This is a genomic window from Marilutibacter chinensis (assembly GCF_021725675.1).
GTDB classification, from domain to species: domain Bacteria; phylum Pseudomonadota; class Gammaproteobacteria; order Xanthomonadales; family Xanthomonadaceae; genus Marilutibacter; species Marilutibacter chinensis.
This window is the reverse complement of sequence record NZ_JAKJPO010000003.1, coordinates 130,259-148,833: the sequence shown is the minus strand read 5'-3', so window position 1 is coordinate 148,833 and position 18,575 is coordinate 130,259. Positions and strand designations below refer to the sequence as shown.

22 protein-coding genes are annotated in these 18,575 nt (G+C 69.4%); 8 read left to right on the top strand and 14 right to left on the bottom strand.

Annotation, left to right across the window (positions count from 1 at the left end; translation table 11 throughout):
• Nucleotides 1-8: 8 nt before the first annotated feature.
• The 12 genes from L3V18_RS06400 to L3V18_RS06345 form a co-directional block, all read right to left on the bottom strand.
• Nucleotides 9-752 carry a sulfite exporter TauE/SafE family protein gene (locus tag L3V18_RS06400; protein WP_237053855.1) on the bottom strand — a complete coding sequence of 248 codons (744 nt, stop codon included), beginning with the start codon at nucleotides 750-752 and terminating at the stop codon, nucleotides 9-11.
• Nucleotides 739-957: a cbb3-type cytochrome oxidase assembly protein CcoS gene (gene ccoS, locus L3V18_RS06395; protein WP_237053854.1), complete on the bottom strand. Its 219-nt coding sequence runs from the start codon at nucleotides 955-957 to the stop codon at nucleotides 739-741. Before ccoS ends, L3V18_RS06400 begins: the two co-directional genes overlap by 14 nt.
• Nucleotides 954-3,449, bottom strand: coding sequence for a heavy metal translocating P-type ATPase (locus tag L3V18_RS06390; protein WP_237053853.1), 2,496 nt, complete (start codon nucleotides 3,447-3,449; stop codon nucleotides 954-956). The genes ccoS and L3V18_RS06390 overlap by 4 nt, the downstream gene beginning before the upstream one ends.
• A gap of 4 nt (nucleotides 3,450-3,453) precedes the next feature.
• A complete protein-coding gene (locus L3V18_RS06385; protein WP_237053852.1) occupies nucleotides 3,454-4,053 on the bottom strand; it encodes a FixH family protein in 600 nt (199 codons plus the stop codon).
• Entirely contained in the window at nucleotides 4,050-5,585 is a 1,536-nt protein-coding gene (locus tag L3V18_RS06380; RefSeq protein ID WP_237053851.1) for a 4Fe-4S dicluster domain-containing protein, read from the bottom strand. Before L3V18_RS06380 ends, L3V18_RS06385 begins: the two co-directional genes overlap by 4 nt.
• Before the next feature lie 97 nt (nucleotides 5,586-5,682).
• Nucleotides 5,683-5,979, bottom strand: a complete 297-nt coding sequence (locus tag L3V18_RS06375; protein WP_237053850.1) for a hypothetical protein — start codon at nucleotides 5,977-5,979, stop codon at nucleotides 5,683-5,685.
• Between the two features lie 9 nt (nucleotides 5,980-5,988).
• Complete coding sequence (gene ccoP / locus L3V18_RS06370) at nucleotides 5,989-6,921, bottom strand: cytochrome-c oxidase, cbb3-type subunit III (protein WP_237053849.1); 933 nt, start codon at nucleotides 6,919-6,921, stop codon at nucleotides 5,989-5,991.
• Complete coding sequence (locus L3V18_RS06365) at nucleotides 6,918-7,076, bottom strand: cbb3-type cytochrome oxidase subunit 3 (protein ID WP_237053848.1); 159 nt, start codon at nucleotides 7,074-7,076, stop codon at nucleotides 6,918-6,920. The genes ccoP and L3V18_RS06365 overlap by 4 nt, the downstream gene beginning before the upstream one ends.
• Nucleotide 7,077: 1 nt before the next feature.
• Entirely contained in the window at nucleotides 7,078-7,695 is a 618-nt protein-coding gene (gene ccoO / locus L3V18_RS06360) for a cytochrome-c oxidase, cbb3-type subunit II (protein WP_237053847.1), read from the bottom strand.
• 10 nt (nucleotides 7,696-7,705) lie between these two features.
• On the bottom strand, nucleotides 7,706-9,217 hold the full coding sequence (gene ccoN, locus L3V18_RS06355) for a cytochrome-c oxidase, cbb3-type subunit I (protein WP_255783793.1): 1,512 nt from the start codon (nucleotides 9,215-9,217) through the stop codon (nucleotides 7,706-7,708).
• Nucleotides 9,218-9,316: 99 nt separating this feature from the next.
• Nucleotides 9,317-9,523 (bottom strand): twin transmembrane helix small protein, encoded by a 207-nt coding sequence (locus tag L3V18_RS06350; protein WP_237053846.1) that lies wholly within the window; start codon nucleotides 9,521-9,523, stop codon nucleotides 9,317-9,319.
• On the bottom strand, nucleotides 9,520-9,855 hold the full coding sequence (locus L3V18_RS06345; RefSeq protein ID WP_237053845.1) for a hypothetical protein: 336 nt from the start codon (nucleotides 9,853-9,855) through the stop codon (nucleotides 9,520-9,522). Before L3V18_RS06345 ends, L3V18_RS06350 begins: the two co-directional genes overlap by 4 nt.
• A gap of 132 nt (nucleotides 9,856-9,987) precedes the next feature.
• Here L3V18_RS06345 and L3V18_RS06340 point away from each other — a divergent pair, with 132 nt between their 5' ends.
• Nucleotides 9,988-11,400 (top strand): aminotransferase-like domain-containing protein, encoded by a 1,413-nt coding sequence (locus L3V18_RS06340; RefSeq protein ID WP_237053844.1) that lies wholly within the window; start codon nucleotides 9,988-9,990, stop codon nucleotides 11,398-11,400.
• Between the two features lie 82 nt (nucleotides 11,401-11,482).
• On the opposite strand, the gene L3V18_RS06335 is transcribed toward L3V18_RS06340, so the two are convergent.
• Nucleotides 11,483-12,676 (bottom strand): PQQ-dependent sugar dehydrogenase, encoded by a 1,194-nt coding sequence (locus tag L3V18_RS06335; RefSeq protein ID WP_237053843.1) that lies wholly within the window; start codon nucleotides 12,674-12,676, stop codon nucleotides 11,483-11,485.
• A gap of 183 nt (nucleotides 12,677-12,859) precedes the next feature.
• Here L3V18_RS06335 and L3V18_RS06330 point away from each other — a divergent pair, with 183 nt between their 5' ends.
• From L3V18_RS06330 to L3V18_RS06305, 6 genes are all read left to right on the top strand, one after another.
• Entirely contained in the window at nucleotides 12,860-13,051 is a 192-nt protein-coding gene (locus L3V18_RS06330; protein WP_237053842.1) for a CPXCG motif-containing cysteine-rich protein, read from the top strand.
• A gap of 348 nt (nucleotides 13,052-13,399) precedes the next feature.
• Nucleotides 13,400-13,741 (top strand): EF-hand domain-containing protein, encoded by a 342-nt coding sequence (locus L3V18_RS06325; RefSeq protein ID WP_237053841.1) that lies wholly within the window; start codon nucleotides 13,400-13,402, stop codon nucleotides 13,739-13,741.
• A 294-nt stretch (nucleotides 13,742-14,035) separates the two neighbouring features.
• A complete protein-coding gene (locus L3V18_RS06320; RefSeq protein ID WP_237053840.1) occupies nucleotides 14,036-14,767 on the top strand; it encodes an HAD family hydrolase in 732 nt (243 codons plus the stop codon).
• Between the two features lie 143 nt (nucleotides 14,768-14,910).
• A complete protein-coding gene (locus L3V18_RS06315) occupies nucleotides 14,911-15,447 on the top strand; it encodes a hypothetical protein (RefSeq protein WP_237053839.1) in 537 nt (178 codons plus the stop codon).
• Between the two features lie 84 nt (nucleotides 15,448-15,531).
• Nucleotides 15,532-15,957 carry a hypothetical protein gene (locus L3V18_RS06310; RefSeq protein WP_237054218.1) on the top strand — a complete coding sequence of 142 codons (426 nt, stop codon included), beginning with the start codon at nucleotides 15,532-15,534 and terminating at the stop codon, nucleotides 15,955-15,957.
• A 76-nt stretch (nucleotides 15,958-16,033) separates the two neighbouring features.
• Nucleotides 16,034-16,693 (top strand): hypothetical protein, encoded by a 660-nt coding sequence (locus tag L3V18_RS06305; RefSeq protein ID WP_237053838.1) that lies wholly within the window; start codon nucleotides 16,034-16,036, stop codon nucleotides 16,691-16,693.
• 276 nt (nucleotides 16,694-16,969) lie between these two features.
• Here L3V18_RS06305 and L3V18_RS06300 read toward each other — a convergent pair whose 3' ends face one another.
• A complete protein-coding gene (locus tag L3V18_RS06300; protein WP_237053837.1) occupies nucleotides 16,970-17,383 on the bottom strand; it encodes an acyl-CoA thioesterase in 414 nt (137 codons plus the stop codon).
• A gap of 145 nt (nucleotides 17,384-17,528) precedes the next feature.
• Here L3V18_RS06300 and dusA point away from each other — a divergent pair, with 145 nt between their 5' ends.
• Nucleotides 17,529-18,572 carry a tRNA dihydrouridine(20/20a) synthase DusA gene (gene dusA / locus L3V18_RS06295; RefSeq protein WP_237053836.1) on the top strand — a complete coding sequence of 348 codons (1,044 nt, stop codon included), beginning with the start codon at nucleotides 17,529-17,531 and terminating at the stop codon, nucleotides 18,570-18,572.
• Nucleotides 18,573-18,575: the final 3 nt, after the last annotated feature.

Here is an 18,575-nt window from a genome sequence, read left to right as displayed (position 1 = left end):
CGGCAGGCTCAGCCGGGAAGGCTGCCGCAGCCCAGCGCCGTCAGAAGCGCATGCATCGCCGGCAGCCGTGCCAGCCATGGCGCCGCCAGGGTCAGCACGCCGGCCAGCAGTACCAGCGACGCTGCCGCGGCCCGCCAGCGCGGATCGTGCAGCAGGCGACCGACCCGGGCGCCGGACCAGCTCAGCGGCAGCATCACCGGCAGCGTGCCGAATCCGAACGCGGCCATCGTCAGTGCGCCGTTGAGCGCATCCGCCTGCAGCCACGCTGCGGCCAGCAGGGTCGTGCTCAGCCCGCACGGCAGCCATCCCCACAGCATGCCCAGTCCCAGCCGCCGCGTCCGTGTGTTGGCCGGCAGCAGGCGCCTCTGAAGCGGGCGCAGCCCTCGCCAGAGCGCCTGGCCGCCGCGGTTGAGAAAGCCGAGCCGGCCGTGGCGGTCGAGCAGCCGCAGCGCGGCCAGCACCAGCACCGCACCGACCAGCAGGCGCAGGCCGGTGGCGAGCCCGTCGATCCGGGCGGCGCCGACGATGCCCTGGCCGAAGCCGCCGGCGATCGCACCGGCAAGCACGTAGCCGCCGACGCGGCCCAGGTTGCTCTCCAGGGCCGGCATCCAGCCGATGCGCGCGTTACCGGCCGGCGACGCCATGGCCGAGAATCCGGTCGCGATGCCGCCGCACATCGCCGCGCAGTGAAGGCCGCCGAGCAGCCCCGTCAGCAGGGCGGCGCCCAGGGTCAGCCAGTCAATCGGCATCATGCGCGGCAGCGGCGCGGGGCGCGCCCGAGGTGACGGGTTTCGACGGCGAAGCTTCCAGTCCAGGCTCCGGATCGTCGCGCAGGATGTCCAGCGCCGGCGTGTCGAGGTCGTCGAACTGGCCGCGTCGCACCGCCCATACGAACATCGCGATCGCGGCGACCAGCAGCATCAGGCTGAGCGGAATGAGCAGGAGCAGGATGTTCATGACGCGGGGAGTGCGGCGGCGGCCGCCGGCCGGGGCGGGTCCGGCGAGCGGGCCAGGCGCAGCGCGTTGAGGGTGACCAGCAGCGAGGACAGCGCCATGCCCAGCGCGGCGAGCCAGGGCGTGACATGACCGCTGGCGGCCAGCGGCCAGGCCAGCAGGTTGTAACCCAGCGCCCAGGCCAGGTTCTGACGGATCACCTTGCGGGTGCGGCGGGCGAGCGCCACCGCCTGCGGGATGCGCGCCAGTGACGGACCGGTCACGACGAAGTCGGCCGCGCGCTGTGCCAGCGCGGCGCCGTCGGCCATCGCCAGCGAAACGTCGGCGCCGGCCAGCACCGGCGCATCGTTCAGACCGTCGCCGACCATCGCCACGACATGCCCGGCGTGCTGCAGTTCGCGCACCCGCGACAGCTTCCGCTCCGGCGCCTGGCGTGCGCGGGCCTGCCCGACCCCGAGCGCGGCGGCGAAGCGCGCGACCTTCGTCTCGCCGTCGCCGCTGCAGATCTCGACCCCGATGCCCTGCGCCTGCAGTCCGGTGATGGCCTCGGCGGCGTCGGCGCGCGGTGTTTCGCGGATCTCGAAGCGGGCGGCCGCGCGCACGCCGTCGCCCAGCCACAGGGCGCCGTCGTCGTCCCGCCTGCGGCAGGCGAAAGCGGCATGGCCCAGCCGCCATTCGCGTCCGTCGACGTTTCCGCGCAGCCCCGCGCCCGGTTCCAGCCGCACTCCGCTGGCCGGCGGCACATCGGCGACGTGCGCGAACGCATGCGCGAGGGGGTGGCGACTGTCGCGCTCGAGCGCCGCGGCGATCCGCAATGCCTCGTCCGGCGCGGCGCCGCCGAACGTCTGCACCTGTTGCAGCACCGGCCGGCCGTCGCTCAGCGTGCCGGTCTTGTCGAAAACCGCCCGGTCGACGCCGGCGAGCGCCTCGAGCGCCTCGCCATGCAACGCGAGCACCCCGATCCGCGCCAGCGCACCATGCGCGGTGGTCAACGCGGCCGGTACCGCCAGCGACAGCGCGCACGGGCAGCTGACCACCAGTACCGCGAGCGTGACCTCCAGTGCGCGCGAGGGTTCGTGCAGATGCCACCATGCGTACACCGCCGCCGCGGACAGCAGCAGCGCGCCGACGAACCAGCCGGCGATGCGCTCGCTGGCCCGCACCAGCGGCGGCCGCGCGGCCTGCGCCCGCTCGACCAGTTGGACCAGCTGCGACAGCCGCGTGTCGTTGCCGGTCCGGGTCAGCCGGATCCGTGCCGGCCGCTCGCGGCAATGGCTGCCGGCGAGCACCGTGTCGCCCGGCTGTCGTGACACCGGCTCGGATTCGCCGGTCAGCAACGCCTCGTCGAACGAGGAGGAATGGTCGAGCAGGACGCCGTCGGCGGGAACCGCTTCGCCGGGCGCCACCCGGACGACGTCGCCCGGCGCCAGCTCCGCCAGCGGCACCTGCTCGAGGCCCGTGCCGTCGCGATCGCGTTCGCGGGTCGCCAGCGCCGGCCGCGCCCGGGCCAGCGCGTCGACCTGGGCGCTGGCGATGCCGCGCGCGCGCTGCTCGAGCATGCGTGCGATCAACAGCAACAGTACGAACATCACCGCCGCGTCGTACCAGACATGCACGCCACCGCGGACCGTCTCCAGGACGCTGGCGAAATAGGCGAGCAGGGTCGAGCCGCCGATCAGCGTATCCATGCCGAGCGTGCGGCCATGCAGCTCGCGCCACATCCCTTCCAGGAACGGCCAGCCCGAATAGAACACCACCGGCGTGGAGACCAGGAAGGTCAGCCAGCGAAAGAAGTCGCGGGTCGGGACGGGCATCGACCCGGTCGTGTCCAGGTACAGCGCTTCGGCCAGCATCATCGCCTGGATCGCGCCCAGCCCGGCCACGCCCAGGCGCATCAGCCAGCGGTTGCGCTCGCGCCGGCGTGCCGCCTCGCGCGCCTCGCCGGTCGCCAGCCAGGGCCTGTAGCCGAGCGCGGCCAGTCGCGCCATCAACGTCGACAGCGAGACCTGGCCGGGATCCCAGGCCAGGCGGATGCGCCCGGTGATCGCATTCGCGGTAATGTCGAGCACGCCGGGCTCGCGCCGCAATGCGCGGTCGATCAGCCATGCGCAGGCGGCGCATCGCATCGCATCGGTCAGCACCGTGATCTCGCGGCCGCCGTCGATCCCGAGGCCGTGCTCGGCCTGCACGGCATCGCGGTCGAACGCCGCGTAGTCCGGCAGTTCGGTACCGACCTGGCCGGCCGGCGACTGCCGCAGGCGATAGTAGTCCTCCAGGGCCGCCCCCGCGATCCACTGTGCGGCGGCCGTGCATCCGGTGCAGCAGAAGCTGCGCGCATGTCCACCGACGGATGCGGTCGTGGCCGCTTGCGGCAGCGGTTCGCCACAGTGATAGCAGGTGCCGGCGTCAGCGTTCGTACCGACGGCATAGGTAGGGACCGGGACGGCACTGCTGTGCGGGTCCGGCATGCGCATCGCGGGCGCGGAGCGTTCCAAGCCGCTATTCCTCCCCCAACGCCGGCCCCAGCCTTGCCGCCTGCTGGCCAGCGATCAGCCTGCCCTGCAGGCGCCAGCGGCCGCCCTTCGGACCGAGCTGGAGCAGCCAGTCGTGGCGGGAGTCGAGCGGCCGCTCGAGTTCGGTCCACCAGCCCAGCTCCGTCGGCTGCAGCTCGACCCGCAGGTCGCGCGAGGCATCGGTCGGATGCGACAGCGCCAGGGACAGCGGGCGGTCGTGCGAGGTGCCGTCCCGGCGTTGCTGTGCGGCATCGTCGGTTCGGCCTGTGACGTCGCCCGCGTCGCCCGAGGGGGCGGATGGCGCGGTGGTGTCCTGGGTCCAGGCGCCACTGGCCGGCAACAGCAGCAGGCGGCGTCCGTCGACCTGCAGGACCGCCGACAGCTTCAGCTCGCTGGCCCGTTCGTCGGGGCCCAGCTCGACGGTCTGGATCTGCGCGGTGCGCGCGACCGGATCGATTACCGCGTCGTTGCCGCCGCTGCGGCTGGAAATCACGACAGTGAGGATGCCCGCCACGACGGCGGCGACCGGCAGGCCGATCAGCAGCCAGACCATCGGTTCGCGGAGGGGATGGCGCGATTCGTTCATCGGCTGGGCCCGAAAAAGCTCGATTCCACGTCCGTGCGCGTACTGCCGTCGAGCGCCTCGACGGTGAACACGACCGGATGGCGGCCGGCCAGTCCGCGATCGGCGGACAAGGTCAGCGGAATGTTCAGCACCGCCTCGGCCGGCGCCTGGATCGCGCGTCCGCCGCCGACCAGTTCGATCCCGGCCGGCGCCTGCAGGTCGAGCCGGTACCGCTGCGGTTCGACCGTCTTGTTGACCAGCTTGAGGGTATAGCCGTTCTCGATGCGGTCGCCGGCGACCTCGCGGTAGAGAGCGTTGCGGTCGCGCAGCACCTCGGCGATCAGCGGGCTCCGGTGGGTCACGCCCCAGGCCCACGCCGCGCACAGACCGGCCAGCAGCACACCGTAGAACAGCACCCGCGGGCGCAGCACGCGGGTCGGCCGGCCGTCGATCGCGTTCTGGGTCGAATAGCGGATCAGCCCGCGTGGATGGCCGACCTTGTCCATCACCTCGTCGCAGGCGTCGATGCAGGCGCCGCAGGCGATGCATTCGTACTGCAGCCCGTTGCGGATGTCGATGCCGGTCGGGCAGACCTGCACACACAACGTGCAGTCGATGCAGTCGCCCAGTTCCTCGCCTGAGAACTTCGGTAGCGGCTCGGCTTTCAGGCCCTCGTCGACGACCGAGGTGGTGCCGGCGGCCAGCACCTTCTGCTGTGCATGCGCGAAGCGGAACACGTAGTCGTTGGCCGCTGCCACGTCGAGCAGGCCGCGCGCGCGCTCGAGCACGCTGGGCAGGCCGCGCCTGCGCGGGCCGCGCGGCTCGCCCCGCATCGGGTCGTAGGCGATCAGCAGCGTGTTGCGGTCGAACATCGCGCTCTGGAAGCGCGCATACGGGCACATGTATTTGCAGACCTGCTCGCGCAGGAACCCGGCGTTGCCCCAGGTGGCCAGCGCGTAGAACAGCACCCAGAAGGTCTCCCAGCCGCTCCAGCCCATCGGCGCGCGTGCGGCCAGCCCGCGGATCGGGACGAAGAAGCCGGCGAAGGTCAGGCCGGTCCACAGCGCGAACAGCAGCCACAGCAGGTGCTTGCCGCCCTTGCGCAGCAGCTTCCCGCGATTCCACGGGCCGGCATCGAGCTTCATCCGCCTGTGGCGGTCTCCTTCGGTCCAGCGTTCGATCCACAGGAACACTTCGGTCCAGACCGTCTGCGGACAGGCATAGCCGCACCACAGCCGGCCGGCGAGGGTGGTGAAGAAAAACAGCGCCATGCCGGCGATGATCAGCAGCAGGGCGAGGAAGATGAAGTCCTGCGGCCAGAAGTTCAGCCCGAACACGTAGAACTTGCGCGCCGGCAGGTCGAACAACACCGCCTGGCGGCCATCCCAGCTCAGCCACGGGAACAGGTAGAACATCCCCAGCAGCACGAACACCGCGGCCTTGCGCAGGACCTGGTAGCGGCCACCGACGTCGCGCGGATAGACCTTGCGCTCGCTGACGTACAGTGCGCTGCCGGCGTCTGCGAGGACCTCGATGTCGATCTTCTTGCTCATGGATTTCCCGATGGGCCGTCGTTTCCGTGCCGATGGGCGGTGCGCCCGTCCGCCGCGGGGCGGTTGAGCGCGCGCGACGGGCGCGCCGCGACGACGCTCATTCCGGCGGCAGCGGCCTGTTGAAGCGGCTGGACGGCCGCAGCAGGATCCAGGTGAACAGGCTGGATGCCGCCGTGGCCAGCCAGAACATGAAGAAGCCGATGCTGTAGCCGAGCACCCGGGTCAGCGGCAGCTCCGGAAAGGTCATGTCGCGCAGCCCGAGCGGATCGATGTACGCGAAGAACACCATCGTGCAGACGCATGCGGTGAAGAAGCTCGGCCACAGGATCGCGCCCAGCCGCTGCGCCAGCGGGCGCGGCGGATGGTCGAAGCGCGGAGCGGTGTAGTCGGGCATGCGGCCTCCCTATCGGGTCGCCGTCGCGTCGCCCGCCTGCGGGTGCGATAGCGACCAGACATAGGCGGCGACCAGCCGCGAGCGGGTCTCGCCGAGCAGTTCGCGATGCGCCGGCATCACCCCGTGGCGCCCGTTGGCGATGGTTTCGTACAGGCTGGCCTTGCTGCTGCCGTACAGCCAGTAGCCGTCGGTGAGGTCGGGCGCGCCCAGGTCCGGGTTGCCCTTGCCATCGGGGCCATGGCACGCCACGCAGACGCCGTCGAACAGTTTCTTGCCCTGCGCGGCCATGTAGTTGTTCTGCATCGAAGCCGGATCGGACAGCGTGCGGACGTAGGCGACGACATAGTCGACCGCGTTGTCGCCCTTCATCCCGCTCAGCACCTTGCCCCAGGGCGTCATCACGCCTTCGCGGCCGTCGAGCACGCTCTGCAGGATCCGGTCGGGCGAGCCGCCCCAGTGCCAGATGTCGTCGGTCAGGTCCGGATAGCCGACGGCGCCCTGGGCCGAGGAGCCATGGCAGGTCGCGCAGGTGTTGCTGAAGATCGAGCGGCCGAGTTCGACCGCGACGGGGTCGCGGGCGATCGCGTCGATCGGCCGGCCGGCGTAGGGCCGGAAGGTTTCCTCGAGGCGCGCGTCGAACGACTGCTTCCGCAGCTCGTGCTCGCCGGTCGAGCTCCAGTCGGCGATGCCGGCATAGGCACCCAGGCCCGGGTAGTAGATCAGGTAGCCGATCGAGAACACGATCGTCAGGTAGAAGAGGTTGATCCACCACTTCGGCATCGGCTTGTTGTACTCGGTGAGATCGCCGTCCCAGACGTGGCTGGTATCGGTCGGCGCCGGGTCGCCGGGACGGCGCTTGCCGGTCCACCAGATCAGCCACACGCAGCCGAGGATGTTCAGCGCGATCAGTGCGATCACGAACCATGACCAGCCGGCGCTCATCGTCGTGTCTCCCCGGAAATGCGAGGACTGGCATCCTCCTCAAGCGGCAGGTATGCGGCCGCGTCCAGTTCGGGCTTCAGCTTCGGGCTCCACAGCCGGATCCAGCCAGCCACGAACAGCACCAGCAATAGCGCGGTGACGATGCCGGACACCATCTCACTCTCCTCCGCGCGGCGCATGCCGGCCCACGCCCTGCAGGTAGGCCACCAGTGCATCGAGTTCGGTCCTTCCGGCCACCGCCTCGCGGGCACCGTCGATGTCGGCGTCGGTGTACGGATCGCCGATCGTCCGCAGCGCCCGCATCCGGCGCTCGACCACGGCGCCGTCGACCTTGTTCTTCTCCAGCCAGGGGAAGCCGGGCATGTTCGACTCCGGCACCACGTCGCGCGGGTTGATCAGGTGCACGCGGTGCCAGTCGTCGGAGTAGCGGCCGCCGACCCGGGCCAGGTCCGGGCCGGTGCGCTTGCTGCCCCACTGGAACGGGCGGTCGTAGACCGACTCGCCGGCCAGCGAGTAGTGGCCGTAGCGCTCGGTCTCGAAGCGCAGCGTGCGCACCATCTGCGAATGGCAGTTGTAGCAGCCCTCGCGGACGTAGACGTCGCGCCCTGCCAGCTCCAGCGCCGGGTAGGGCTCGACTCCCGGCAGCGGCTCCACCGCCTCGGCCTGGTACATCAGCGGAACGATCTCGGCCAGGCCGCCGAACGACACCGCCACCGCGATCAGCACGGCCATCAGGCCGACGTTGGTTTCGACTTTCTCGTGGGAATGGCTCATGCGTCGGTCCTCAGGCCGCGGCCGCTTCGGCGCGATCGGGCGGCATCACCGGGATCGGTTCCAGCGCCGGTGCGCGCTGCCAGGTCTTGAACACGTTCCAGCCCATCAGCAGCATGCCGGCGACGACCAGCAGGCCTCCGGCCAGGCGGCCGAGGTAGTACGGATAGGTCGCGTTGAGCGCCTCGACGAAGCTGTAGGTGAGGGTGCCGTCGTCGTTGGTCGCCCGCCACATCAGTCCCTGCATCACCCCGGCGATCCACATCGAGGCGATGTAGAACACCACGCCTACGGTGTGGATCCAGAAGTGCAGGTCGATCGCCTTGACCGAGTACATCTGCTTCTGGCCGAGCAGGCGCGGCAGCATCGAGTAGATCGCGCCGACGCTGATCATCGCCACCCAGCCAAGCGCGCCGCCATGCACGTGGCCGATCGTCCAGTCGGTGTAGTGGGACAGCGAGTTGACCGTCTTGATCGACATCATCGGTCCCTCGAAGGTCGCGATCATGTAGAAGCTGACGGCGACGATCAGGAACTTCAGGATCGGGTCGGTGCGCAGTTTGTGCCAGGCGCCGGACAGGGTCATGATGCCGTTGATCGCGCCGCCCCAGCTCGGCGCCAGCAGCACCAGCGAGAACACCATGCCGACCGACTGCACCCAGTCCGGCAGTGCGGTGTAGTGCAGGTGGTGGGGACCGGCCCACATGTAGATCGCGATCAGCGCCCAGAAGTGCACGATCGACAGCCGATAGGAGTAGACCGGACGCTGTGCCTGCTTGGGCACGTAGTAGTACATCATCCCGAGGAAGCCGGCGGTCAGGAAGAAACCGACCGCGTTGTGCCCGTACCACCATTGCGCCATCGCATCGACCGCGCCGGAGTACAGCGGGTACGACTTGCCCACGCCGGCCGGTATCGCCAGGTTGTTGACGACATGCAGCAGGGCGATGGTGATGATGAAGGCACCGTAGAACCAGTTGGCCACGTAGATGTGCTTGACCCGGCGCTTGGCGATCGTGCCGAAGAACACCACCGCATAGGCCACCCAGACCAGGGTGATCAGGATGTCGATCGGCCATTCCAGCTCGGCGTATTCCTTGCCCTGGGTCAGGCCCATCGGCAGGGTGATGGCGGCGGCGACGATCACCGCCTGCCAGCCCCAGAACACGAACGCGGCGAGCCGGTCGGAGAACAACCGCACGTGACAGGTGCGCTGGACCACGTGGAAGCTGGTCGCCATCAGCGCGCAGCCGCCGAACGCGAAGATCACCGCGTTGGTGTGCAGCGGCCGCAGCCGCCCGTAGCTGAGCCACGGCAGATCGAAATTGAGGGCCGGCCAGTACAGCTGGGCAGCGATCAACACCCCGACCGCCATGCCGACGATGCCCCATACCACGGTCATCGCCGCGAACTGGCGCCCGCCCCGGTCGTTGTATTGCTCGTGCCGCGCGGCCAGCCCGGCCGGGAAGGGGCCGGCGGGGCTGGCGACGGGGTCGTCGGGCTGGCGCAGGTCGCTCGCTGTCATGGATTGACGCTCGGAGAAGAATGCATGCGTATTGTTCGCAGCGCCGGAAAACCGGACTTGATCTGGATCAAGTCGGCGGCGACGCGGGTCGCCGGTGTTTCAGCCGCCGACGCCGTGCGGCCGGATCAGGCCGCTGGCGATGCCGGCGCCGACCAGCACGATCAGCAGGATCGAGAGGCCGATCCGCCGGGTGAGCGCATTGACCGCGCGCTTGCTCTCGCCGCGGTCGGTGAGCATGTAGTACAGCGCCGCGCCGAGGTTGTAGACGATCAGCGCCAGGAAGCCGACGACCAGCAGGGTCTTCACGGGCGGCCCCCGGGAAGGCGGGGCGACAGCCGGCGCAGCCAGCTTGGACGCACCAGCAGGGCGCCTGCCATCACCGCCAGATACAGCCCGTAGGCGACCGACGTGGCCAGGATCTGCGGCCACATCGCGCCGTAGGCGGCATCGGCGTTGCGGATGCCCCAGTGCATGCCCACGAACGCGGCGGCGGCGGCGATCGACAGCGCGAGCCCGTCGAAGACGGCGCGGGCCGCACCGCGCGGCTCCCGTGGATAGCGCCAGAACAGCACCGACAGGATCGCGAACCACGGTGTGAACAGGATCAGGGCGAGATTGGGCTGGATGCCCGGGGACATGGCGAAGACCGGTTTTGGGGAAGGCGTCGCCAGTCTAGGGAGACCGGATCAGATTGTTTAGAATCAGAAATCGATGGAAAAACCATATCAGTTGATCGTCCCCGATCGCATGACACCCATGGCCACCGTCGAATGACCCGCTACCGCGCGCTCGCGGACGAACTGGCGCGCTCGATCCGGGCCGGCGTGTTCCGTCCCGGCGAGCGGCTGCCGTCGGTGCGACAGGCCTGCGCGGCCCGCAGATTGAGCCCGGCGACGGTTTTCCAGGCCTATTACCTGCTGGAGGAGCAGGGGTTGGTGGAGTCGCGCCCGCGATCCGGTTACTACGTCGCGCGCCAGCCGCCGCCGCGGTTGCCGGAGCCCGAAACGCCATCGCGCCCGGACGGCGATCCGCGCACGCTCGACGTCAGCGCGCTGGTGTTCGAGGTGCAGCAGTCGGCGATGTATCGCGATCTCGTCCCGTTCGGGTCCGCCTTTCCCAGCCCGCTCCTGTTTCCGCTGCCCCGGCTCGGACGGGCGCTTGCGGCCAGCGCGATCGAGCTCGACCCCTGGCGCACCGTCGACGACCTGACGCCCGGCCATGCCGAGCTGCGTCGGCAGATCAGCCAGCGCTACCTGGTCGATGGCATCGAGGTCGCCGCCGATGAGATCGTGATCACCAACGGCGCGCTGGAGGCGCTGAACCTGGGTATCGCCGCGGTGACCCGGCCCGGCGACACGGTGCTGGTCGAATCGCCGTGCTTCTACGCGGCACTGCAGACGCTCGAGCGCAACGGCCTGCGCGCGGTCGAGGTGCCGACCCACCCGCGCGACGGCGTGGACCTGGATGCGCTCGAGGCGGCGATCGAGCGCCATGCGCCACGGGCATGCTGGCTGATGCCGACCTTCCAGAACCCGCTCGGCGCGACCATGCCGGAGCCGGCCAAGCGCGCCCTGGTCGAGCTGCTGGCGGTGCACGACATCGCGCTGATCGAGGACGACGTCTACGCCGAGCTGCACTACGGTCGCGAGCGTCCGCCGCCGGCCAAGGCCTTCGATCGCGAGGGGCGGGTGCTGCACTGTTCCTCGTTCTCCAAGTGCCTCGCGCCGGGGTACCGGATCGGCTGGATCGCGGCCGGCCGCCATCACCAGGCGGTCGCCCGGCTCAAGCTCACCGGCACCCTCAACACCAACGTGCCGGCGCAACTGGCGATCACGCGCTACCTGGAACGCGGCGGCTACGAACGCCATCTGCGGCAGCTGCGCGCGAGCCTGGCCGCGCAACAGGCGCAGTACCTGGAAGCGATCGCGCAACGTTTCCCCGACGGAGTCAGGGTCACCCGACCGCAGGGCGGCTATTTCCTGTGGCTGGAGCTGCCGGCGGGCAACGATGCGCTACGCCTGCACCGGCAGGCGCTGGAGCACGGGATCAGCCTGGCGCCGGGGCCGATATTCTCGGCCCGGCGCGAGTTCCGGCACTGCGTGCGCCTGAACATCGGCCACCCGCTCGATGCGCATGCCGACGCGGCGCTGCGCACGCTGGCCACGCTGATCGCGCGCGGATAGGCTTCTTCACCGCCTGGTGTCCTCGCCGCTCCCTGCGCTGCATGCGCCGGTTCCGCGTGGCCGGTCCGGCGGCGGCATCGCCTCAGCCCTGCGCGGCCGGCGGCGGTGGCGGACTCAGCTGCAGCAGGCGGGCGTCGTCGCCGTCTTCCAGCAGCCACAGGCTGCCGTCCGGCCCCTGTTCGACCTCGCGCATCCGGTGGCCCATGTCGAAACGCTCGGCCTCGCGGGCGTCGTCACCGTCGAACTCGATCCGCACCAGGGATTGCGACGACAGCCCGGTGATGAAGCCGCTGCCCTTCCAGGCCGGGAACAGCTCGCCGCTGTAGATCACGAAGCTCGAAGGCGAGATCACCGGGGTCCAGCTGATCTTCGGGGCGACGAACTCGGGGCGGGTGTCGTGGTCGGGGATCGGGCGGCCGTCGTAGTGGTCGCCGTTGGAAACGATCGGATAGCCGTAGTTGCCGCCGCGCTGGACCAGGTTCAGTTCGTCGCCGCCCTTGGGGCCCATTTCGTGGTTCCACAGCCGGCCCTCGGCGTCGAAGGCGATCCCCAGCACGTTGCGGTGGCCGAGCGACCATACCTGCGACGCGACCTCGTTCCGCTCGGCCGTGCCCTCTTCGACGAAGGGATTGTCGTCCGGGACGCTGCCGTCGTCGTTGAGGCGGATGATCTTGCCGAGGTTCGACGCCATGTCCTGGGCGGGATCGAACTTCTGCCGCTCGCCCGAGCTGATCCACAGATGGCCATCGGGCCCGAAGGCGAGGCGATGGCTGTAGTGTCCCTGGCCGGTCACCTTCGGCACCTGCCGCCAGATCACCTTCAGGTCGGACAGCCGGCCGCCGCCCTTGGCGTCGAGGTTCAGTCGCGCGCGCGCCACCGCCGCGCCGCGGGTATCGCCTTCGCCGGCTTCGGCGTAGCTGAGATAGACCAACCGGTTGTTGGCGAAATCCGGGTGCAGGATCACGTCGCCGAAACCGCCCTGGCCACCGTAGGCGACCTCGGGCACGCCGCTTATCTCGCCGGTCTTGCCGGCATCGGCGCCCTGCAGTTCCAGCAGCTTGAGCTTGCCGCGCTTCTCGGTCACCAGCAGGCGGCCGTCGGGCAGGAACGTCATCGCCCAGGGCTCGTCGAAGCGGGCGACCTCGAGAGTGACGAACGGTCCGGTCGCGACCGGATCCGGTTGCACGGCCACCGCCTCGGTCGCATCGGTGCCCGGGCTGTTGCAGGCGGCCAGCAGGGCGGCAAGGCAGGCGGTGGTCAACAGGCGCTGGGTCATCGTGGGCTCCGGTGCGGGGCGGACGGGTTGTCGGCAATGCGTCCGATTCTCGCATCCCTTGGCGCGGGCTTCATCCGACCGGCGGAATCCGTCCCCGCGGCCGCGACACGATACTGTTCCCGCTCCCGTCGCTCCCGTCGCTCCCGTCGCTCCCGTCGCTCCCGTCGCTCCCTCCGATCCACGATGCAGGATTACGTCACCATTGCCTGTCCGTATTGCGGCGAGCCGGTCGACCTGCGGATCGACGTGCTGCCCGAACCGCAGGAATACATCGAAGACTGCGCCGTCTGCTGCCGGCCGATCGAGGTAAGGGTGCAGCCTGCGGAAGAGGATGCTCCTCCCCACGTTTTCGTGCGTTCGGGGAATGCGATCTGAACTCGTCGTTCTGAATCAGACGATCTGAACCAATCGGCGGCTGCTATACGTCACGGAATGAAGCCGACGGGATCGACGTTCGTGAAAGTTGTGTTTCGTTCAGCCTGTGTCATTCAGCTGCGGGCGCGGAAACAGGCGATGTGTCACGTGTGATTGCGGAAGGCGTCACGGCTGCGCGCGCCGCTAGCGCGACTCGGAGCGAAGCGGGTTAATTCCACGTCATCGCGGGTTTTCCGCGGGGTTCTTGGTTCATCCCCGGCGGCGCAGGGTATGCGCCGTACGGTCGATACCCCTGACACCAAGACCGTGCGCCGATCGATTGGACTACATCCCCCGAGGAGGATCGAAATGAGCAAGATCAACCACAAGTCCCTGAGCATCGCTCTGGCCCTGACCGCCGTGATGGCGGCCCCGCTCGCCTTCGCCCAGGACGCGACCCCGCCCGAGCAGACCAATCCGGCCGAGGCTGCGACGATGAACAGTGCCGAGCCGGCCGGCAAGAGCTGGGCCGAGATCGACCTCGACCAGGACGGCTCGATCAGCCGCGACGAGGCCGCTTCGGTGCCCTCGCTGAGCCAGGTGTTCGACCTCGCCGACAGCGATGCCGACGGCAACCTGACCGCCGAGGAGTACAGGAACTACGTGGCCGAGGCCCAGGGCGCGACCGAGCCGACCGGCGACGAGCAGTAACCGCACGTGGTACCGGTGCCGGCTCCGCGCCGGTACCGCGGCTCCGTCCCCCCGCCGTCCGGCCGGTCCCCTGCGGTTGCGACGGTCCCCAGGAGGGGCGGCCGAGGCCGCCCTTCCTTCATGTCTCCTGCACGCATGGATCCCACGTGGCGCCAGCCGCGCGCCGCGCGTTTCCACATGCGTGCTGCCGGTCCGCGACCGCGGCCGTGTCGCGCCGGTGATGCCTTGCGCATCGAGGCGGAACACGCGTCATGCGCAACGGATGCCGTTCACCGGCATGCGAGCGGTCATACTATGCGCATGACCGGAATCCGCATGGTCGGCTTCGATGCCGACGACACACTGTGGCGCAGCGAGGATTACTTCCATGCCGCGCAGGAGGAATTCGAGCGCATCGTCGCCGGCTATGTCGATCTCGACGACGTCGGCGACCGCCTGTACGCGATCGAGAAGGCCAACATTGCCCTGTTCGGCTATGGCGTGAAGGGCATGGCGCTGTCCATGGTCGAGGCCGCGGTGGAGATCACCGACGCCCGCATCAGCGCGCGGGACCTGCATCGGATCGTCGGCATCGCCAAGGAGCTGCTGCAGCACCCGGTCGAGTTGCTGCCGGGCGTGCGCGAGGCGGTCGAGGCGGTGGCCGCCGATTTCGAGATCGTGCTGATCACCAAGGGCGATCTGTTCCACCAGGAAAAGAAGGTCCGCGACTGCGGGCTGGCCGGCTTGTTCCGCCGGATCGAGATCGTCAGCGAGAAGGACATGCCGACCTACCGGCGTCTGTTCGAGGAATTCGATTGCGACGCGGGCGAATTCGTGATGGTCGGCAACTCGCTGCGGTCCGACATCGAACCGGTGCTGGCGCTGGGCGGCTGGGGCGTGCACGTGCCCTATCACCTGACCTGGGCGCACGAGACCGAGGCGGTCGTCGACCAGGCCGCGCCGCGCCTGCGGGTGGTCTCGGCGGCCTCCGAGTGGCCGGCGACATTGCGCGCGATCGCCGGATCGGCGGCCGGCCTCGCTGCATGACCGTTCGCTGCCGACGCTCCGCGTTCCTGAACAGCGACCTTCTCGGAACGCGGATCAAGGCGGCGGCAGCGGCAGGTTAAAAACCGGTTCACCGCGCAGGGGGCAGGGTGGGCACGTCCACCATTCCACGCGAGGAACACGCCATGGCTGCCCTGAACCGTTGGATCGCAACCGCCGCCATCGCCCTGGGCATCGGCGTTGCCAGTCTCTACCCGGCACCCGCACGGGCCGACGACGATCTGGTCCGGATCCTCGTCGACGTCGCCGACGTGATCTACCACGGCGGCAACCCGTACTACCGGCATGGCAACTACGGCCGCTACGACCGCGTCGTGATCGTCCGCGACCACCGCGGTCACCGCAGCTACTACCGCTACGTACCGCGCTCGTACTACACCCGCTACTACGGCGGACGTCATCACCGCAGTGGACCGCCCTACGGCGTGGCCCACGGCTACTACCGTCATGGGCCGGGCAAGTACCGGTACGACTACCGCTATCGCGATCGCCATGACCGCCGCCACGATCGTCGCCACGATCGTCGCCATGACCGCTATTACGACCGCCGCGACGATTATCGCGACTACCGTGCCCGCTACGACCGCCGCGATGATCGCCATGACCGCCGGCACGATCGCCGCGATGACCGCCGCCGCTGGCGCGGTCGCGACGACGATTGACCGGTGCCGCCGGGCCGCCCCGTTGCGATGGTACGCTTGGCGCCGAAACGACCTGCGGAGGTGCGCATGAAACGCCCGTCGATGATGTTTGCCGCGCTGCTGATGGCCGCGTCCCTGTTTGCCGCCGTCTCCGGCTCCGCCCATGCCGGCGAGGTCGATTGCGAGCTGCGCTTCAATCTTTCCGGCTGGTCGGTGTTTTACAAGACCGCATCCGGCAACGGCACGATCAGTTGCAGCAACGGTCAGCAGATGGCGGTGCGGATCCAGACGAAGGGCGGCGGCCTGAGTTTCGGCAAGTCGAGCATCGAGAACGGCGTCGGAGAGTTCTCCGGGGTCGACGACATCAGTGAACTGCTCGGCACCTATGTCAGCGCGGAGGCACACGCCGGCGCGGTGAAGTCGAGCAAGGCCCAGGTCGTGACCAAGGGCGAGGTCTCGCTGGCGCTGGCCGGAACGGGCCGCGGCTGGGACATCGGCGTGGCGTTCGGCAAGTTCGTGATCTCGCGCTGAGCCCCGCCCGTACCCGGTCACCACACCTTTCCGGCTCCGCAACGAGCGCCGCAACAGCACAGCAGACGAGGTCCGCATGATGGTTTCCTTTACCCGCAAGCTCGCCTTGGCGGTCGCTCTCGCCGCCGGCATCGGCATCGCCGCGCCGGCGTCGGCACAGGACTTCACCTTCGGCTGGAATCCGCGTTCCGGCGACGTCTGGGTCGATACCTGGCTGGGCGACATGAACCGCTACGGCAGCCGCTACCGCGATCCGTTCGTCGACGAGCTCGTCCGCTATCACGGCGCGCCGCGCGATCTGGTCGTGGAGCTGCTCGATTCGCGGCGCTGGGCGCCGGGCGACGTCTATTTCGCCTGCACGCTGGCGTCGGTCATCGGCCGGCCATGCCGCTACGTCGTCGACATCTGGGAACGCGACCACGGCCGTGGCTGGGGCGAGGTCGCCAAGGACCTGGGCATCAAGCCCGGTTCGCCCGAGTTCCACCGTCTCAAGCGTGGCTTCGTGCCGAGCTACGACCGCTGGGGGCGCACGATCGAGATCGATGCCGACCTCGAGCGCGACTTCCCCGGTCGCGGGCGCGGTGCCGATCGCCGTCCGCACGACGCATCACCGGCGAACGGCAACGGCCGCTCGAATGCGCAGGACCGCGGTCGGGGCCAAGGGCGGGGCAACAGCGGCGATCAGGGAAACGGCAACCGGGGCAAGGGCAAGGACAAGAAGCGCGGCGGCCGCTGAACCGGCTCAGGCGTCGGGCACGGCGCCGCCGGTCCTTGCCTTCAGGCAGCGGCCTCGGCCTCGGCTTGCCGGCCCCGTGTGCGGGTTCGAGACCACGGTGACCTGCCGGTTCTGAAACGGGCGCGAGCGGGCCGCATCCGACCGATGCGGCCCCGACCCGGAATGCCCCGGCCGTGCGGCCGGGCGTTGTCGTTCGTGGCGATGCCGTCCGGGCGCCTGCCGAAGGTGGACGCCACGCATGGCCGCCCCGTCGCGGTGGTCGGCATCGGTGGGCCTTCAGCCGCCCAGCTCCCGCTCCAGAGCGGCTCGCAACTCCCCGGGCAGCGGGACCGGGCGCCGGGTTTCCGGCGATACGCAGACCTGTGTCAACGAAGCGTGGAACGTCGCCGTGCCCCCGGCATTGCAGGCGACGACCCGCAACGAGAACGCATGCGTCCGGATCTCCTCGACCGACACCTCGATGTCGATCCTCTCGTCCCAGCTCATCGGATGCAGGAACTCGATCGACAATGCGCGTGCCGGCGGAAGCACGCCCATCGCGAAGATCCGCCGCGCCGCCGGGCCTTCCAGCACGTACGACAGGAAATCCAGTCCCGCCTCGACCACGAAGTGGCCGATCCGCGGCGTGTATACCACGCCCCCGGGATCGCAGTCCCCGAACAGGATCGTGCGGCTGATCTTCAACGGCATGGAGAACTCCGCGTCCGGTGCAGGTGGGGGCATGTTGGATCAAGCCAGCGGGCGACGCCAATGATCGAAGTGACCTGCCCCGGCAATGGGCGAGAATAGAGAGCCCCGCTGGCTTCCGTCTGCCATTCCGCCTTCCATCGCGCCCATGACCGCTCCCGTTCCATCGTCCTCCAGTCCGATGCCCGACCCGGCATCCCTGCGCCTGTCCGTCGCGCCGATGATGGACTGGACCGATTCGCATTGCCGGGTGTTTCACCGGCTGTTGGCGCCGCATGCGCGGTTGTACAGCGAGATGGTGCATGCCAATGCGGTGACCCACGGCGATCGCGAGCGGCTGCTGGCGATGGATCCGGTCGAGCACCCGGTTGCGTTGCAACTGGGCGGCAGCGAGCCGGAGCTGCTGGCACAAGCGGCTCGGATCGGAGCGGAGTGGGGCTATGACGAGATCAACCTCAACTGCGGCTGCCCGTCCGATCGGGTCCAGGCGGGGCGCTTCGGTGCCTGCCTGATGCGAGAGCCGGTCCTGGTCGCCGATTCGGTCGCCGCGATGATCGCGGCCTGCGCGCGACTGGAGCGGCCGGTGCCGGTGACGGTCAAATGCCGGCTCGGCGTCGACGACGACCACGACTATGAGCGCTTCCGCGCCTTCATCGACGCGGTCGCCGAGGCGGGTTGCCGGGTCTTCATCGTCCATGCGCGCAATGCTTGGCTGCAGGGACTGAGCCCGAAGGAGAACCGCGAGGTGCCGCCGTTGCGCTACGACTGGGCCTACCGGCTCAAGCGCGAACGGCCGGATCTGCGGGTGATCGTCAACGGCGGGATCGCCGATGCCGAAGAGGCGACCGCGCACCTGCAACACACCGATGGCGCGATGCTCGGCCGCGCGGCGTATCACACCCCATATCTGCTGCACCGGCTCGACGTGGCCTGGTTCGGAGGCGAGCTGCGGCCGCGCGGCGAGCTGCTGCGCGCGCTGCGACCCTACGTCGAGGACCAGCTCGCGCGCGGGGTCTATCTCAAGCACATCACCCGCCACCTGCTCGGGCTGTTCGCCGGCGAGCGCGGCGGCCGGGCGTTCCGCCAGGTGCTCAGCGAGGGTGCGCACAAACCGGGCGCCGACTGGTCGCTGGTCGAACAGGCGCTCGCGGTGACCGAATCCTTCGCAGGGTCGGAGCGGCAGAGCGCATGACCG

What these genes read in the sequence shown, in the direction of transcription:
- L3V18_RS06400 (WP_237053855.1), bottom strand. Translation starts at nt 752, where the DNA reads ATGATGCCGATTGACTGGCTGACCCTGGGCGCCGCCCTGCTGACGGGG.
- ccoS (WP_237053854.1), bottom strand. Translation starts at nt 957, where the DNA reads ATGAACATCCTGCTCCTGCTCATTCCGCTCAGCCTGATGCTGCTGGTC.
- L3V18_RS06385 (WP_237053852.1), bottom strand. Translation starts at nt 4,053, where the DNA reads ATGAACGAATCGCGCCATCCCCTCCGCGAACCGATGGTCTGGCTGCTG.
- L3V18_RS06380 (WP_237053851.1), bottom strand. Translation starts at nt 5,585, where the DNA reads ATGAGCAAGAAGATCGACATCGAGGTCCTCGCAGACGCCGGCAGCGCA.
- L3V18_RS06375 (WP_237053850.1), bottom strand. Translation starts at nt 5,979, where the DNA reads ATGCCCGACTACACCGCTCCGCGCTTCGACCATCCGCCGCGCCCGCTG.
- ccoP (WP_237053849.1), bottom strand. Translation starts at nt 6,921, where the DNA reads ATGAGCGCCGGCTGGTCATGGTTCGTGATCGCACTGATCGCGCTGAAC.
- L3V18_RS06365 (WP_237053848.1), bottom strand. Translation starts at nt 7,076, where the DNA reads ATGGTGTCCGGCATCGTCACCGCGCTATTGCTGGTGCTGTTCGTGGCT.
- ccoO (WP_237053847.1), bottom strand. Translation starts at nt 7,695, where the DNA reads ATGAGCCATTCCCACGAGAAAGTCGAAACCAACGTCGGCCTGATGGCC.
- ccoN (WP_255783793.1), bottom strand. Translation starts at nt 9,217, where the DNA reads ATGACAGCGAGCGACCTGCGCCAGCCCGACGACCCCGTCGCCAGCCCC.
- L3V18_RS06345 (WP_237053845.1), bottom strand. Translation starts at nt 9,855, where the DNA reads ATGTCCCCGGGCATCCAGCCCAATCTCGCCCTGATCCTGTTCACACCG.
- L3V18_RS06340 (WP_237053844.1), top strand. Translation starts at nt 9,988, where the DNA reads ATGACCCGCTACCGCGCGCTCGCGGACGAACTGGCGCGCTCGATCCGG.
- L3V18_RS06335 (WP_237053843.1), bottom strand. Translation starts at nt 12,676, where the DNA reads ATGACCCAGCGCCTGTTGACCACCGCCTGCCTTGCCGCCCTGCTGGCC.
- L3V18_RS06330 (WP_237053842.1), top strand. Translation starts at nt 12,860, where the DNA reads ATGCAGGATTACGTCACCATTGCCTGTCCGTATTGCGGCGAGCCGGTC.
- L3V18_RS06325 (WP_237053841.1), top strand. Translation starts at nt 13,400, where the DNA reads ATGAGCAAGATCAACCACAAGTCCCTGAGCATCGCTCTGGCCCTGACC.
- L3V18_RS06320 (WP_237053840.1), top strand. Translation starts at nt 14,036, where the DNA reads ATGCGCATGACCGGAATCCGCATGGTCGGCTTCGATGCCGACGACACA.
- L3V18_RS06315 (WP_237053839.1), top strand. Translation starts at nt 14,911, where the DNA reads ATGGCTGCCCTGAACCGTTGGATCGCAACCGCCGCCATCGCCCTGGGC.
- L3V18_RS06310 (WP_237054218.1), top strand. Translation starts at nt 15,532, where the DNA reads ATGTTTGCCGCGCTGCTGATGGCCGCGTCCCTGTTTGCCGCCGTCTCC.
- L3V18_RS06305 (WP_237053838.1), top strand. Translation starts at nt 16,034, where the DNA reads ATGATGGTTTCCTTTACCCGCAAGCTCGCCTTGGCGGTCGCTCTCGCC.
- L3V18_RS06300 (WP_237053837.1), bottom strand. Translation starts at nt 17,383, where the DNA reads ATGCCGTTGAAGATCAGCCGCACGATCCTGTTCGGGGACTGCGATCCC.
- dusA (WP_237053836.1), top strand. Translation starts at nt 17,529, where the DNA reads ATGACCGCTCCCGTTCCATCGTCCTCCAGTCCGATGCCCGACCCGGCA.